The sequence below is a fragment of the Niallia sp. MER 6 genome, from assembly GCF_023714395.1.
GTDB lineage: Bacteria > Bacillota > Bacilli > Bacillales > Cytobacillaceae > Niallia.
This window is the reverse complement of the sequence record NZ_JAMAUK010000016.1, coordinates 86,217-101,734: the sequence shown is the minus strand read 5'-3', so window position 1 is coordinate 101,734 and position 15,518 is coordinate 86,217. Positions and strand designations below refer to the sequence as shown.

Below are 15,518 nucleotides of genomic sequence, written 5' to 3'. Positions count from 1 at the left end.
CTGTGAAAATCTTTTTACTCATTATTTTCTCCGTCTCCATGTTTCTCTAGTTGTGTTACATAATTATACAAAAAAATACCCTATAGGTAGACTTTTTTTAAGTGTCTACTCTATAGGGTACATTTTAGAAAGTGAATGGTTTTTTATTTCTTAGAGTAATCCACTAGGCATTTGAATCTCTTGTTGTTATAATATACGAAACGTACGTTCGATGGGTGGTGAACAAACTTGGAAACAATTTCTTTGAAACTAGAATTATTAAATCCTACTAAAGCTAAAAAAGAGATGTACAAAGAAATGACAAATATCAATACATCTTTTGCGAACTGGTTATTGGAATATCAAGGTCTAAAGGATGCAACATCGAAAGTTTATAAGTTGTTTTCTGATGGGAAATTCCCCTCGGCTATTGTGAACCAAACCATTCGAGAGGTTAAATCTAAGAAAAATAATCAAAAAGCGAAGGTTTTTCGCCGTTTTTGGTGTGGCTTCAACAACCAAAATTTGAAAGTAGAGAAAGAAAACAACCTCTATAAAGTTTCATTTCCTACTCTTGAGAAACGTGTTGGTGTACCAGTTGTAATAGAAACATACCAAACACATTGGTTAGATAAAGTTTTGGAAGGGAAAGCAAAACAAGGAGCAGCGGAGTTGTATGAGAAAAAGGGGCGTTGGTATGTTTCCATTTCTATCTCTTTTGAACCAAAAATACCGAAATTTGAATCTATTAAACCTCCAATAATGGGCATTGATGTAGGGTTAAACTATCTTGCTGTTGCTATGGTTGGAACAACTTCGTTGTTTTTTAAAGGAAATGAGGCAGCATTTATTCGCAGGAAATATGCTTCGAAAAGACGAGTCCTTGGACAGAACAAAAAGTTGGATGCGATTCGCAAATCTAAAAACAAAGAATCGCAATGGATGAAGGAATTAAATCATGTCATAAGCCGAAAAATCGTAAACTTCGCATTAGAGAACGGTGTTCGTCTAATACGAATGGAAGATTTAACAGGCATTAGAAAAACAGCAAAATCAAAGAAAGAAGCAGGTCGAAATCTACATTCTTGGGCACAATATCAACTTCAAACTTTCATTGAATACAAAGCAAAGATGGAAGGCATGGAAGTTCAATATGTAAATCCTTATAACACATCGCAGATGTGTAAATGTGGTTATGTTGATAAAAATAATAGAAACCGTCATCTATTTCAGTGCGGAAAATGTGGATATAAAAGCCATGCAGATGTGAATGCTGGACTTAATATATCAAAATGTGTAAGTGGTATTTCTAAAAAGAAAAAAGCATCCTAACTAGTGTTGTGGTAAAAGCAACACCGCCTGTTTAGGTACATATACACCAAAGGTGTATAGAACGTAACAGGATGGGGTAATGACATACCCCTTAACTAAAGGCTAGTTCAAAGCAGAAATGAATTGCGAACGCAATAGCACTTTAGAATCCCATTGCTTTAGCTGTGGGAGTGTCAAGAAACAAAAAAGCAGGAAATCTTAGATGCATTTAACTTTCGTCATGCTACAAAGGTATTTGACCCTACGAAGAAAATTTCTAAAGAGGACTTTTCATTTATCCTAGAAACTGGTCGTTTATCTCCAAGCTCTGTTGGTTATGAACCATGGAAATTTCTTATCGTGCAAAATAAGGAGTTTCATGAGCGATTGAAGGAGGTTGCATGGGGAGCACAAGGTCAGCTTCCGACTGCTAGTCATTTCGTTATCATTCTTGCACGGACAGATGCAAGATACGATTCTGAGTATGTATGGCAACTGCAAAAAAACGTGAAGCACATACCGGAAGATAAAATTGAAAAGATGAAGTCTGCGTACAAAAGTTTTCAAGAGGGTATGAAGCTGTTGGAAAGCGATAGAGCATTGTTTGACTGGGCTAGCAAGCAAACATATATCGCCCTTGGCAATATGATGACAGCAGCGGCACAAATCGGAATTGATTCTTGTCCAATTGAAGGCTTTAGTCCTGAAAAAGTGAATCAGCTTTTGGAGGAAAAAGGTTTGTTGGAGAATGGCAAGCTTGCGGTATCTGCTATGGTTGCTTTTGGCTATCGCGCAGAAAATCCAGACCGTCCGAAAACACGCCGAGCTATGGAAGATGTAGTACAGTGGATAGACTAATGGATAAACGACTACTAAGAAGTCTGTGCAGCGATTGTTTGGGCTGCATGGACTTGTTTTTTGCATATACACAAAAATAAGGGGGAAATATGAGATAAAACTTGGGGAAACGCTGAAGAGTAAATTAAACAAATAGTAGTAGTAAATTTGGCTATATTTCTCATTATAAAAAAAACAAGTAATACTATGTGCTTAAAAGAGTTATACCATAGATAGGCAATTGACATTAATAAATCCATCATGTAAGATGTATTTTAATAAATATATCTAACACGATGTATCGTAACTGATGTTAATGAGAGGATTGAAAAAATGTTAGAAAGAGCTGATTATCTTCGAGAGTCGATCGATTTTTTACAGCGGTTTATAGCAAAAAGTATGCAGAAGGAAGCTGAGGGCTATGGATTTACAGTGCCGCAGATTAGGGTTATTGCGGAAGTAATGACAAATAAAACTTCAAGTATTAAGCAATTAACTCATAATTTAAAAATGACCCAAAGTTCTGTTTCTGATATAGTGGAAAGACTTATCGGAAAAGGCATACTTGAGAAAACTCCCAATCCTAAAGATAAACGCTCAGTGGTTATCACATTAACGAAGGGTGCAGAAGATGGAATAAACAAAAAGGATTACACCCATTTAAATGAAATGATAACCGGTGCGCTGAGTCAGCTTAATGCCGAAGAACAAGAAATCGTTATGAAGGGAATGCAGCTGCTTGTCGGAGCCGTAAAAGAAAAAATGACATCAGAAGGAATGAACTATAATGAGTCCTTTGATGTAATGCTATTTCCTACTCATGAAAATAAACAATAATTTTCTATTGTAATGTTATTAACAATACTTGTAGTGGGCATTATGAAAGACTTTAGGTGAATTAGCATTCAAGCCTCATACATATAAGTTTACAAGTAGCAATATACTTAAAATAATCGCTTTTCATCATGAATAGCGTTTTTTTGTATGGATAACTTTTAATGATTATTGCAGGAGAAAGGATAATACTGAATATATGGAAACAAGCAACATAATAACGCTGTTAATTTCGTTAATTTCTTTTATAAATATAGCGCTTGGTATTGCTGTTATCTTTTTCGAAAGAAGGGATGTTGGCTATACATGGGCTTGGTTATTAATACTGTTTACTGTTCCGGTCGTAGGTTTTCTTATTTATATTTTCTTAGGCCGCCAAGTGAGAAAAGAGAATTTTTATAAGTTAACTGATTTTGAAAAAAGTGATTTTGAGATGGCTGTTAATAGGGAGCTAGAAGCGGTAAAAGAACATTATTCGCATAATGAAATGCTGGATCAATATTCGGATTTAATTAATATGAATTTAAACTCTTCTAATGCATTCTTAACTACTGATAATGAAATTAATATCTTTACCACTGGGCAGGAAAAATTTGCTTCGCTTTTTGAGGATATTAAGAAGGCAAAAGAAGAAGTGAATATACAATACTATATTATTCAACCTGATAATCTTGGTAAACAACTAAGAGATTTATTAGTTCAAAAAGCGAAGGAAGGAGTTAAAGTGCGTTTGCTTTTTGATGCGATTGGTTCGAAGAAAATATCACCCTCTTTTTATCAAGAGATTATTAAGAATGGCGGAGAGGTCGAAGTTTTTTTTCCTTCTTTTCTAAGATTAATTAACTTTCGTATTAACAATCGCAACCATCGAAAGCTTTGTATTATTGACGGAAATATTGCTTATATAGGCGGATTTAATGTTGGTGATGAGTATATGGGCATGAAAAAAAAGTTTGGGTATTGGCGTGACACTCACTTAAAAATTACGGGTAATGCGGTTAATCACGTGCAGGCGAGATTTATCTTGGATTGGGTTTATTCAAGTAAAGCTGAGCAAGTAGCTGGAGAGGATTTCTCCTTTACAAAAGGGGAGCATAACGGAAACAGTCCTGTTCAAATTGTTTCAAGCGGCCCAAACTCAAAAACAGAGCATTTAAAAAATATGTATGTAAGACTTATTATGTCTGCGAAGAAAAGTATCTATATCCAGACACCGTATTTTATTCCAGATGCGAGTTTTATGGACGCATGTAAAATGGCCCTTTTATCTGGCGTGGATTTGCGTATTATGATTCCGAATAAGCCTGATCATCCCTTTGTGTATTGGGCCACATGGGCATTTGCAGGTGAACTGTTATCATATGGAGCTAAAATCTATTTGTATGAGAAAGGCTTCTTGCATGCTAAGACAATTGTAGTCGATCAAAAGACATCGTCTGTTGGAACGACCAATATAGATAATAGAAGCTTTAAGTTGAATTTCGAAGTTAATGCAACTGTATATGACAAAGCTATTGCAGACGAGCTTGCACATATCTTTCATGAGGATATAAAAAACTGCTCCCACTTAACAATAGAAAGATATGAGGAAAGACCACTAAGCATAAAATTTAAAGAAGCTATATCAAGGCTTTTAGCGCCTATTTTATAAGATGGAAACGGAAACGGAAGAGTTTCCGTTTTTTTAATGAAAATACATCCTTTTATTAAAAATTGACAATCGAAATTATATCGTATAAGATGCATATTATACGATATATCCTGTGCGATGTAGTTTGCAAATTGTTACTACTGTAAAAAATTTACTTGTGTTTTGGCTGGTGAATAAGCACATTATGTTGAAGCATTAAAAGGTTCGGAATCAGAAATGAACTAACACCTAACAAGACTTTGAAATGGACAAAAGGAGCAGGTTTTATGCAAAGGGAGGATTTCAGCAATGTTAAAAATATTTAGCCACTTTCAAAGAAAAGATTGGCTGTTAATTACATGTGCGTTAGTATTCATTGTTATGCAAGTCTGGCTTGATCTGAAGCTTCCGGATTATATGTCGGAAATTACTAGGCTTGTTCAAACAGAGGGAAGTGAAATTAGTGATGTTCTTTCCCAAGGCGGATTTATGCTGCTGTGTGCGGTGGGAAGTATGGCCGCTTCCATCATCACTGTGTATTTTGCCGCAAAAGTAGCAGCGAGATTTTCAAACAGATTAAGGGGAATGGTGTTTGATAAAACCTTATCCTTCTCGATGCAGGAGCTTTCTAGTTTTTCTACGGCAAGTTTAATTACTCGTTCCACAAATGATATTATGCAGGTTCAAATGCTCATCATACTTGGGTTGCAAGTTGTTTTGAAAGCCCCGATACTTGCGGTTTGGGCTATTTTAAAGATTATGGGGAAATCTTGGCAGTGGACTGCCGCGACTGGAGTCGCTGTGTTCGTACTATTGGTGTTAATTGCTATCATAGTTTTAATCGCATTACCTAAATTCAAAGTTATTCAAACATTAACAGATAATTTAAACATGGTTACAAGAGAAAATTTAACGGGAATACGTGTTGTTCATGCCTACAATTCTACTAAGTTCCATCAAAGTAAATTTGAAAAAGCGAACAACGATTTAACAGACACAAACCTGTTTACAACGAGAACGATGGCCATATTAATGCCGACAATTTCGCTTATTATGTCCGGAATCAGTCTTGCGATTTATTGGATTGGCGCCGTATTAATAAATGATGCGCCAATGACAAATAAACTGACGATATTCTCTGATATGGTCGTATTTTCTTCTTATGCGATGCAGATAATTATGGCATTTATGATGGTTTCCATTACTTTTGTTTTGCTGCCTCGTGCAGCTGTTTCTGCAAAGAGGATAAATGAAGTTCTCGATACGGAAGTCAGCATTAAGGATGGAACAGCAACAGAAGGAACTACAGAAGCAGAAATTGAATTTCGAAATGTCAGCTTTAAATACCCTGGGGCATCTGAATATGTTTTACAGAATGTAAGTTTCAAAGCGTCTAAGGGAGAAACGCTTGCTATTATCGGTTCTACAGGCAGCGGAAAGAGTACCCTTGTTAACTTGATTCCTCGTTTTATGGAAGCAACAGAAGGCGAAATTCTTGTGGATGGTCTTAATGTAAAAGAATATAATTTAGAATCGTTAAGAGATAAATTAGGCTATGTATCCCAAAAGGCGGTTATGTTCAGCGGGTCCGTTTCTTCCAATATTGCTTTTGGTGAAGCAGACAAAAGCACAAAAGCTGAAAGCGAAATAAAGAGAGCCGTAGAGATAGCGCAAGGAAAAGACTTTATTGAAAAAATGGATCAGCAATACGAGGCAGCTATTTCACAAGGTGGTACCAATCTCTCAGGTGGTCAGAAGCAAAGACTATCCATTGCACGTGCCATCTATAAATTGCCTGAAATTTATCTATTCGATGATTCCTTTTCTGCTTTAGATTATAAAACAGACCGTGTCCTCCGTTCTAAGTTAAAGCAGGAAATTAAGGATGCTACTTCCATTATTATTGCGCAGAGAATCGGTACAATCAAAGACGCGGATCGCATTCTTGTCCTAGATGAAGGCAAAATAGTAGGAATTGGCAGACACGATGAATTAATGCAGACATGTGATGTATACCAAGAAATTGCTTATTCACAATTGTCAAAGGAGGAGCTTGAAATTGGATGAAAAAAGTCAAGCTGGTCAAGAGCATACAAACATGGAACCAGATAAACAACCAAAAGATGCTAACATTCAGAGCACGCAAAAAGGCATGAATATAAAAAGCCTAAATGAGCTTGCCTCGTATTCGAAGGCTTACTTCCCAGCAATAATTATTGCCTTAATTCTTGCTATGGCGGCTGCCATCTTTAGTATCGTTGGCCCTAATCAGCTAAGCAAGATGACAGATCTTATCACAGAAGGTTTAGTGGGCAGTATTGATATGGACGCTGTTTTCGATGTTGCTATTTTACTTGTGTTTTTGTATGGCGTAGGATTCATTTTCAACTATATCCAAGGCTATATTATGGCGACTGTTACACAAAGAGTTTCTAAGCAATTAAGACATGATATTTCCGAGAAAATAAATCGTCTTCCCTTGAAGTATTTTGATTCGACTACAACAGGAGATGTGTTAAGCAGAGTAACTAATGATGTAGATATGGTCGGTCAAACGATGAACCAAAGCATCAGTGGTTTAATTACAGCCATTACTATGTTTGTAGGATCATTAATTATGATGTTTTACACAAACTGGATTATGGCAATTTCAGCTGTGCTTTCAACCGTAGTTGGGTTTGTATTGATGGTCTTTATCATATCAAAATCTCAAACCTACTTTGCACAGCAGCAAGCAGACCTAGGTAAGCTCAATGGTCATATTGAGGAGACTTATTCAGGGCATAATGTGGTAAAGGCATATAATGGCGAAAAACAAGCGCAGAATGATTTTTCTGTCATTAACACAAGATTATATGATAGTGCATGGAAATCTCAATTCATGTCAGGTCTTATGATGCCACTCATGATGTTCATCGGAAACTTTGGATATGTAGTCGTTTGTATTGTTGGGGCTGCCCTTGCAGTAAATGGCACGATCTCCTTTGGTGTAATTGTTGCGTTTATGCTTTATATTCGGCTATTTACACAACCGCTTCAACAGCTGGCCCAAGCAGCCACTAATTTACAGTCTACTGCGGCAGCGAGTGGACGAGTCTTTGAATTTTTAGGAGAGGAAGAGCTTGCGAAAGAAAGCAACAAATTAGAAAAGTTAGAAAATGTTAATGGAAATGTGGAATTTAAGCATGTGCAATTTGGTTATGACGAAGATAAGTTAATTATTAAGGATTTTTCTGTAAAGGTGGCAGCAGGGCAAAAAGTTGCTATTGTAGGGCCAACAGGTGCGGGAAAAACAACGCTAATCAACTTACTGATGCGATTTTATGAATTAAATGGCGGAGAAATCACGATTGACGGCATTTCGACTAATCAAATGACAAGAGAGTGTTTGCATGATCTGTTCTGTATGGTGCTTCAAGATACATGGGTGTTTGAGGGGTCTATTCGCGATAATATTGTTTATTCAAGGGATGATGTATCAAATCAAGAGGTAGAAGCAGCCTGCAAAGCAGTAGGGCTAGATCACTTTATTAAAACATTGCCTGATAAATATGATACGATTTTAAATGACAAGTCAAGTTTATCTGCAGGACAAAAGCAGCTGATTACCATTGCCCGGGCTATGGTGAAAATGGCGCCATTACTTATTCTCGATGAAGCAACAAGCTCAGTCGATACGCGCACAGAGGTGCTTATCCAGCAAGCAATGGATAAACTAACGGAAGGAAAAACATCCTTTGTTATCGCGCACAGATTGTCTACGATAAAAAATGCCGATTTGATTTTAGTAATGAAAGATGGCGATATTATCGAAGCTGGTAACCATCAAGAATTAATCAGCCAAGACGGCTTCTATGCAGAACTATATAATAGCCAATTTGAAGAGGCATCTTAAAAAGATTACAAAAATATTAATTAGTAAAAGTCTATAGATATATATTCTATAGACTTTTTTGTCTTTAACTCCAAATTAATGAAGTACCTTCTTTGCCTTGAAGCTTTCTTGTATCCACTTGCACTCCTCTCCACCAGCTAAAAATAAGTCTCCTGCACTTACAGCTGCCGAAAAACAATGACCTTTTATCGTTTCAACTGGCACTAAACTCATGTGCGAAAAATCGTATTGATAGATTCGGGAATAGCCATATTCGTCCTTGCTGGAACAAACATACATATTATCATCAGCATGAACCATATGTAAAAAAGCACGCTCTTCTATTTGAGAAGTAAGAGAATGCCAGATGGTTTCCCCATGTTTTCGAAAAGAGATGGTACCTTTATTTGTCTGGCATGCGCCAGTTGTCATCCATAGGTAAGTGGGATCTACGTGAATGGATGACACCATTTTTTCTTGTTCATAAAGTAAAGCTTCTAGCACCTTGGTAGATAACGAATATTTCCACAGACCGCCATTTTGTTTATGTATTTGTGTTCCAATGTATATTTCATCAGCAAATAATGTTAAGGAGCGAATAACTGGTCTAACGGATAGTTCTTTAAAAAGCGAAATCACATTCCATTTTTGTCCGAAATCATAGGATACTAGTAATTGTGTGCCAGCATGTGTAATAACTAAGCCGCTGTCATTGCCGACGATATTCCACAGGCGTTGACTAGTTGGGAAGGAAGAGGTGCGCCATCTTCCGGTTTTCAAATGAAGCTTAATATATCTGCCTTTGTCACCAACTCCCATAATATACTCACCAATTCTTTTCAGCTGGTAAATGGATTCTTGTAATGGAATCATTAGCTTCGATTTATTATGTTTATACGAGAAGATTCCATGCCCCTTAATGGAGACTAAAAATTCATGTGGGGCAGGGGAGACAACAGCGGTCGCTCCATTAGCGTGCATGACTAGTGTCCTTTTCCTTTACCCATTCATATGCACCAAGAGCAAATTGCTCACATTCCTGTATTTCCTCCTCACTATCAGGACTAAATTCGATTTTTAATCTAGTGGTAAATACTTCTCCGCCTCTTTCTTTAACTTTGTCTGCCAAAGTATCTACAGCTTGACAGAAGGCAGGATAAAAAGTATCTCCAGAGCCAAAAATACCGAAGGACATTCCATGTAAATCCATTTCACATAGCTCATCATACATATCCTCCAGTTCGTATGGTAAATCCCCATCTCCCCAAGTATAGCTTCCGAAAAGAACGAGATCATATGATGATAAATTTTCAAGAGGAATTAAATCTAATTCCTCTACGTCTATGTCACAATTTAAAGATTCTAATTTATTTTTAATAACAGTAGTTATATCCTCTGTATTGCTCGTCAAACTTACATATCCAATTAATACTTTCATTCTGTCCACCTCTTAAATGAGAATAATTTTCATTTGTTATTAACTATAAGTGATAATGATTATCATTGTCAACATAATAAATAATTCATTTTATGACAAGAGGGGAATGAATTTTACAATTGTGGCAGAAAGGAAACGATTGATTACTATTTATCCAGAAAAATCCAGAAATGGTTCTTGACGTTCTTATACTATACGCCGTATAATATGATTATCCTAATACTATACGCCGTATAATATTATAAACGAACATGGGAGGTGTTCCATTTAAATGTCTTTTCAGCTTGGTTCCTCGTTACTTGATGCCTGTGTTCTTGCAGTCTTGGCTAAGAGTGATGCATATGGTTATTCCCTTACACAGCAAGTGCGTGAGATTATGGATATTTCCGAATCAACACTTTATCCTGTACTGCGCAGGCTTCAAAAGAAAGATTACTTAACAACATATGATCAACCATATCAAGGCAGAAATCGGCGATATTACCGAATTACAGATAGTGGGATTGAAAAGTACCAAGAACTTATTCAAGAATGGTTGGAGCATAAGCAAAAAATTGATTCTGTCCTATTAGGAGGTATAAAAGATGACTAAAGAAGAGTATTTAAAAAAGCTCCGATTGAAGATTAAGAAATTGCCAGATGAGGAGGTAAATGAGGCAATAGAATATTATCATCAATATTTTGAGGAGGCTGGCGCAGAAAATTCCCAAGCAGTGATTGCTAGCTTAGGTTCTCCAGCATTTGTTGCATCCCAAATTCTTGCAGATTATGCCACTAAGGACTTGGATACTCATAAAAACACTACCAAGAAGAATTTCTCCGCCATTTGGTTTATCATCCTGGCTACTGTAGCTTCTCCCATAGCTTTGCCATTGGCACTATTCATCATTTGCTTAGCAGTAACATTAATTTTAGTATGCGGTGTTACCATTCTTACTTTTTTCATTTTTATCATAGGCTTACCTATTTGTGGCCTATTCAGCATTATTTCTGGCGCTGCAGTTATTCTGCAAGATTGGCAAACAGCTATTTTCTTTATAGGAATAGGCATTATTGCATTGGGAATTGGCTTACTCTTATTTTCACCATTTGTCCAATTCTCCAAAAAGGTAAGCGCGAGTATTGTTAAATTACTAAAAAAACTGCTCGATACATTTAGCATGAAACGCAAGGAGGAAATATAAATGAAACAACCTGTAAGACGGATTACGATAATTGCCAGCGGATTAATTGTGCTCGGCATCCTTCTTGCTGCTATTGGCTTTTTCTCTGGTGCAAAATTATCGATTATAAAAACAGAAACTGGCTTAAAAGCAGTTGGACTAGAAGATAGAAAGCATGAGGAATGGGTATTAAATGAATTTAAAAATCTTGAAGTTGATCTGGCTGATGCTGATATTGAGATAATTCCTTCTAATGAGTACAAACTGGAAATAGACAGAATGGAAGGCAGTGAAATAACCCATCAAATTAAAAATAACACACTAATTATTAACGATAAAACAGCTTTTCCAGCAATTACATTTAGTATGAATTTTTCTGGGGCCATCCAACAAACGAAGATCAAAGTTTATATTCCTGAAAGTACAGAGTTTGACGACGTTTATATTGTTAGTAAATTTGGAGATACAAACATTAATGGAGTGACTACAAATAATTTTAAGATTGCATCTAATGATAGTGATGTCGTAATAAAGAATGTTAAATCAAATAAATTAGCGATTGAAAACAAATTTGGCGATATTACCGCTTCGAATATTGAAGCAGCCCAATTAGCTATCCAAATAAATGATGGAGATGCCGAGTTGAGTAAAATTGATATTACAGAAAATGCAAGTGTGATTAACCAGTTTGGCGATACTAACTTAAGCGATTTTACAAGTCATGACATTAAGCTCGAAAGTAAAGACGGCGATATCAACATAAAAGGTAAATTATTAGGTCAATCAATCATAGATTCTAAATTTGGCGATATTAACTTGGCATTAGCAAACAAGGAATCAGAATTGAGTTATGATATCGACAATGATTTTGGTGATATTACTATTAATGGAACAGAAATAGTCTCCAAAGCGTCTAAATCCGTAAATGGAGAGGATACGCTAACCGTTCAATCAAATGATGGAGATGTTGAGATTACTTTGGAATAAAGAAAGGGTAACATCAAATAAATTTATACGGTAACGTATTGGGGCTTTCCAGAGTTGGGAAGCCTTTTTATCAGGAAAGGTTAATGAAGGATTTTTACTCTATAAAAAAGAATATTAGTTTATAAACACAGTCTTTTAAAAGGAGTGAAAGGTAAATGTTTAGTAGAGTCGGTCAAATTATGTTATATGTTCATAACCAAGATGAGGCAGTGAACTTCTGGACAGAAAAATTAGGGTTTGCTGTAATCTCTGAAGAAAACAACAATCAAGGAATGAGATGGATTGAAATTGCTCCAAAAGAAGGAGCGGAAACGAGCATCATTTTGCATAATAAAGAATTCGTTGCTAAAATGTCGCCAGGATTAAATCTTGCTACACCATCTTTAATGTTTTTCACAGACAATCTTGATCAATTATACAGTGAGTTAGTAAACAAAAAAATAACAGTTGGCGAGATTGTAAATATGCCATCTGGCCGAGTATTTAACTTTGCAGATAATGAAGAAAACTATTTTGCAGTAATGGAAAAATAACTCGTTAAAATAAGTATCTCCTCAAAAAACAATATGGGAAGAGGAAATAGAAACGGAGAGAAGAGGTATCGTAGTATGGCCCGACACAACTACATCATAAGCCCTTACCATCCTATGTATACTGACCAGACGGTCAAGATGTGGAGAGACAGCAAGGAAAAAGCTATTGGTCAAAAAGAAGTTCATAGTATGGAAAACCAGATTACCTTTTTAAATGATATATTGCCTGACAAATATAAAATAGAATTGGCGATAGCCGATAACAAAATCGTTGGAATGATTGCCTATAATGATAGGGAAATAAGCCAGCTTTATATCCATCTGGACTATCAAGGAATCGGGATAGGTCAAACATTATTAGACAAGGCAAAAGAACAATCCAGTGGGAAATTATCATTATATACATTTGAAGTTAATGTAAACGCACAACGTTTTTATGAGAAGAATGGTTTTAGGATCATTGGCAGAGGACATGAAAATGAAGAGAATCTACCTGATATTCAATATGAATGGACAGTTTAACAGCTAATATTTTCTATAGTAATCCGACTAGCTGAAATGATTGATCTGTGTATTACCAAGTATTTTCCATGGATGCTGTCGCTCTAGCGAATATGCTGACAATTCTTCCTTTACTAGGAGATAATAATAAAACTGAAAAACCGTGCTATAATTGGATATTTTAATAGTTAAAGGTCATCAGAATTCCCTGATGACCTTTAACTATTAGGATATGTAAATGGATAAAACCTCTTTTTTTACTTTCATATAAGCCCCAACCTAACATCTTACGGTAAAATATTACTATTCGGATAATGTAAGCAGTAATGGAGGAAAAAACTTGAAAAAAACGTGGATATTTATAATTATTTTCGCTGTTTCAGCAATGGTGGCTAGTGCCTATATTTATAATAATGCTAAAGCTAAAGGAGATAAGGAAATGATCCTTGGCTATACAACTGGAGATAATGATTCTTATAAATCACTGACATCCTTTCATAAATATATAAACACGATAGCGACAGATACTTTTTCATTTAATGAAAATGGCTATATAGTAGGAGCGACACCAGAAAATGAACTGGGGTATGCAAAAAAGAAGCAGATAAAAACATATGCAGTTATTTCTAACTTTGGGGAAACTGATTTTGATGCAGAGTTAGCACATATAGTTATGACGGATAAGGAAGCAAAGAATAGATTTATAAAACAACTGATAAGCTTATCGAAGGAAAATGGATATAGCGGAGTTAATATCGATTTTGAAGCAATTAACCCAATTGATCGTTCAAACTATTCTAATCTTATTAAAGCAGCCTCCTCCGCTCTGCATAAAGAAAAAGTGAAAACAATGGTATCTGTGCCGGCAAAATCATCCGATGATAAGAAGAATGATTGGACTTGGCCGTATGATTACAAACAAATTGGCAAATATGCCGATTATGTTCAAGTGATGACGTATGATGAACATGGTTCTTGGGGAGATTCTGGCTCTATAGCAAGTAGAGATTGGTTACAGGATACATTGGACTATTCAATAAAAAATATAAAATCAAAGAAAATACTTATGGGGATTCCAGCGTATGGATATGATTGGAATCTGGATGACTCTGCACAAAATAAACTAGTGCAGTGGGATTATATTCAGGAGCTTTTGAAAAAACATAAAGTAAAACCTACATATGATAAAGTGACAGCGTCTGTATTTTTTACTTATAATGATAATCAGAAGCAAAAGCATGTTGTCTGGTATGAAAATGTATTAACCATTGAGAAGAAAACAAAACTCGTAAAAAAATATAAACTTGGCGGTGTATCAGTCTATGCACTTGGCCATGAATCAACAAGCTTTTGGAAAGCGATTCAGCAAGGGATTAAATAAGTTTACTATTCTATGAACTAAAACAGAGACAATTCTTCAAATTGTCTCTGTTTTTAATTCTATTTTTTAATGACTTTAGGCTCCCGATATCTCTCTAATACAAAATCAATAAAATGCCTGCAGGCAATCGGCAGTACTCGTTTGTCTTTGTATGCAAGGCTGATGGTGCGTACAACAGAAGGGATGAGTGGTTTTGTGCTGATGCGGTAAGGGCATCTTTGGAGCACAAGACCAGGCAAAATAGAAATGCCAAGTCCCTGTTCTATCATGGACATAATCGTATAGTCATCATGTACGTGGTAGTGAATATTTGGTTCAAAACGGTGTTGCTCAAAAGTAGTCAAAGCTTCACTGACTTCACCTTCCTCTAACAGAATGAAGGGATCTTCGGTCAAGCTGTGGAGGGGAATACGATCAAGGCTTGCCAATGGATGATCTACTGGCAAGACAGCAAGCATATCATCAGCTTGTAATCTGATTATTGTCAGATTTGTTATTCCATATGGATTTACAAAGCCAAAATCGACACTTCCTTCTTTAATCCAATTGGCGATGTCCGTATAATCTCCTTGATGCAGTTCAAAATGAACAGCTGGATAATTCTCTTTAAAATCCTTCATTAGTCTTGGTAGCCACTGGCTGGAGACACTCGAAAAGGTGCCAATCCGTATAAGCCCGCTTTCAAGACCTTCCATTTCTTTTCGTCTCTCAATCAGCTCTCGATGAGAATTATATATTTTCCTGATGAATGGGAGAAGTTCTTCTCCGTCAGGGGTCAGTGTTATCCCTGTTCGAGATCGTATGATTAATGTAGATGAAAGCTCTTTTTCAAGTGTATGTATCATTTGACTGACGGCTGATTGCGTATAGCCAAGCTGTTCGGCAGCTTTCGTAAAACTGCCTGTTTCAATCGCTTTGATAAAGGCGTAATATGGATTCATTTCCATCCCTCCTAAAGCATTAGGGTTTCTAATGGTTAAATTATAAATATTCGTTTTACTAATGTAAATACAGTTGCTAATATAAATCCAGAAGAATATAAGTAGAGGG

Annotated in this window: 15 protein-coding genes; 12 read left to right on the top strand and 3 right to left on the bottom strand. The window is 36.1% G+C overall.

Annotated elements, in window-relative coordinates:
* The first annotated feature begins 228 nt into the window (after positions 1-228).
* From M3600_RS18120 to M3600_RS18095, 6 genes are all read left to right on the top strand, one after another.
* Complete coding sequence (locus M3600_RS18120) at positions 229-1,311, top strand: transposase (RefSeq protein ID WP_251646966.1); 1,083 nt, start codon at positions 229-231, stop codon at positions 1,309-1,311.
* 162 nt (positions 1,312-1,473) lie between these two features.
* Complete coding sequence (locus M3600_RS18115; RefSeq protein ID WP_237944212.1) at positions 1,474-2,148, top strand: NAD(P)H-dependent oxidoreductase; 675 nt, start codon at positions 1,474-1,476, stop codon at positions 2,146-2,148.
* A 312-nt stretch (positions 2,149-2,460) separates the two neighbouring features.
* The gene (locus M3600_RS18110) at positions 2,461-2,964 is read left to right on the top strand and encodes a MarR family winged helix-turn-helix transcriptional regulator (protein WP_237943994.1); all 504 of its coding nucleotides are present in this window, start codon (positions 2,461-2,463) and stop codon (positions 2,962-2,964) included.
* A 196-nt stretch (positions 2,965-3,160) separates the two neighbouring features.
* Positions 3,161-4,612 (top strand): cardiolipin synthase, encoded by a 1,452-nt coding sequence (gene cls / locus M3600_RS18105; protein WP_237943996.1) that lies wholly within the window; start codon positions 3,161-3,163, stop codon positions 4,610-4,612.
* Between the two features lie 288 nt (positions 4,613-4,900).
* Positions 4,901-6,658 (top strand): ABC transporter ATP-binding protein, encoded by a 1,758-nt coding sequence (locus M3600_RS18100; RefSeq protein ID WP_237943998.1) that lies wholly within the window; start codon positions 4,901-4,903, stop codon positions 6,656-6,658.
* 85 nt (positions 6,659-6,743) lie between these two features.
* Entirely contained in the window at positions 6,744-8,486 is a 1,743-nt protein-coding gene (locus tag M3600_RS18095) for an ABC transporter ATP-binding protein (protein ID WP_396953826.1), read from the top strand.
* 75 nt (positions 8,487-8,561) lie between these two features.
* Here M3600_RS18095 and M3600_RS18090 read toward each other — a convergent pair whose 3' ends face one another.
* Together M3600_RS18090 and M3600_RS18085 are read right to left on the bottom strand one after the other, a co-directional pair.
* Positions 8,562-9,446, bottom strand: coding sequence for a hypothetical protein (locus M3600_RS18090; RefSeq protein ID WP_237944000.1), 885 nt, complete (start codon positions 9,444-9,446; stop codon positions 8,562-8,564).
* Complete coding sequence (locus tag M3600_RS18085; RefSeq protein ID WP_233315585.1) at positions 9,436-9,903, bottom strand: flavodoxin domain-containing protein; 468 nt, start codon at positions 9,901-9,903, stop codon at positions 9,436-9,438. The genes M3600_RS18090 and M3600_RS18085 overlap by 11 nt, the downstream gene beginning before the upstream one ends.
* Positions 9,904-10,174: 271 nt before the next feature.
* Between M3600_RS18085 and M3600_RS18080 the strand changes: the two genes are divergently transcribed.
* The 6 genes from M3600_RS18080 to M3600_RS18055 all read left to right on the top strand — a co-directional run bounded on the left by M3600_RS18080 (position 10,175) and on the right by M3600_RS18055 (position 14,468).
* Positions 10,175-10,495: a PadR family transcriptional regulator gene (locus tag M3600_RS18080; RefSeq protein ID WP_233315584.1), complete on the top strand. Its 321-nt coding sequence runs from the start codon at positions 10,175-10,177 to the stop codon at positions 10,493-10,495.
* Positions 10,488-11,087, top strand: coding sequence for a DUF1700 domain-containing protein (locus tag M3600_RS18075; RefSeq protein WP_237944002.1), 600 nt, complete (start codon positions 10,488-10,490; stop codon positions 11,085-11,087). Before M3600_RS18080 ends, M3600_RS18075 begins: the two co-directional genes overlap by 8 nt.
* Complete coding sequence (locus M3600_RS18070; protein ID WP_237944004.1) at positions 11,088-12,053, top strand: DUF4097 family beta strand repeat-containing protein; 966 nt, start codon at positions 11,088-11,090, stop codon at positions 12,051-12,053.
* A gap of 155 nt (positions 12,054-12,208) precedes the next feature.
* A complete protein-coding gene (locus M3600_RS18065; RefSeq protein ID WP_233315581.1) occupies positions 12,209-12,586 on the top strand; it encodes a VOC family protein in 378 nt (125 codons plus the stop codon).
* Positions 12,587-12,661: 75 nt separating this feature from the next.
* Positions 12,662-13,108, top strand: coding sequence for a GNAT family N-acetyltransferase (locus tag M3600_RS18060; protein WP_251646965.1), 447 nt, complete (start codon positions 12,662-12,664; stop codon positions 13,106-13,108).
* Between the two features lie 364 nt (positions 13,109-13,472).
* Positions 13,473-14,468 carry a glycosyl hydrolase family 18 protein gene (locus tag M3600_RS18055; RefSeq protein WP_396953825.1) on the top strand — a complete coding sequence of 332 codons (996 nt, stop codon included), beginning with the start codon at positions 13,473-13,475 and terminating at the stop codon, positions 14,466-14,468.
* Positions 14,469-14,527: 59 nt separating this feature from the next.
* On the opposite strand, the gene M3600_RS18050 is transcribed toward M3600_RS18055, so the two are convergent.
* The gene (locus tag M3600_RS18050) at positions 14,528-15,409 is read right to left on the bottom strand and encodes a LysR family transcriptional regulator (RefSeq protein WP_237944010.1); all 882 of its coding nucleotides are present in this window, start codon (positions 15,407-15,409) and stop codon (positions 14,528-14,530) included.
* Positions 15,410-15,518 lie beyond the last annotated feature (109 nt).

Bases quoted from the DNA above. Each gene is read 5' to 3' on its own strand.
- M3600_RS18070 (WP_237944004.1), top strand. From the start codon at position 11,088: ATGAAACAACCTGTAAGACGGATTACGATAATTGCCAGCGGATTAATT.
- M3600_RS18060 (WP_251646965.1), top strand. From the start codon at position 12,662: ATGGCCCGACACAACTACATCATAAGCCCTTACCATCCTATGTATACT.
- M3600_RS18110 (WP_237943994.1), top strand. From the start codon at position 2,461: ATGTTAGAAAGAGCTGATTATCTTCGAGAGTCGATCGATTTTTTACAG.
- cls (WP_237943996.1), top strand. From the start codon at position 3,161: ATGGAAACAAGCAACATAATAACGCTGTTAATTTCGTTAATTTCTTTT.
- M3600_RS18080 (WP_233315584.1), top strand. From the start codon at position 10,175: ATGTCTTTTCAGCTTGGTTCCTCGTTACTTGATGCCTGTGTTCTTGCA.
- M3600_RS18100 (WP_237943998.1), top strand. From the start codon at position 4,901: ATGTTAAAAATATTTAGCCACTTTCAAAGAAAAGATTGGCTGTTAATT.
- M3600_RS18050 (WP_237944010.1), bottom strand. From the start codon at position 15,409: ATGAATCCATATTACGCCTTTATCAAAGCGATTGAAACAGGCAGTTTT.
- M3600_RS18075 (WP_237944002.1), top strand. From the start codon at position 10,488: ATGACTAAAGAAGAGTATTTAAAAAAGCTCCGATTGAAGATTAAGAAA.
- M3600_RS18065 (WP_233315581.1), top strand. From the start codon at position 12,209: ATGTTTAGTAGAGTCGGTCAAATTATGTTATATGTTCATAACCAAGAT.
- M3600_RS18095 (WP_396953826.1), top strand. From the start codon at position 6,744: ATGAATATAAAAAGCCTAAATGAGCTTGCCTCGTATTCGAAGGCTTAC.
- M3600_RS18085 (WP_233315585.1), bottom strand. From the start codon at position 9,903: ATGAAAGTATTAATTGGATATGTAAGTTTGACGAGCAATACAGAGGAT.
- M3600_RS18055 (WP_396953825.1), top strand. From the start codon at position 13,473: ATGGTGGCTAGTGCCTATATTTATAATAATGCTAAAGCTAAAGGAGAT.
- M3600_RS18090 (WP_237944000.1), bottom strand. From the start codon at position 9,446: ATGCACGCTAATGGAGCGACCGCTGTTGTCTCCCCTGCCCCACATGAA.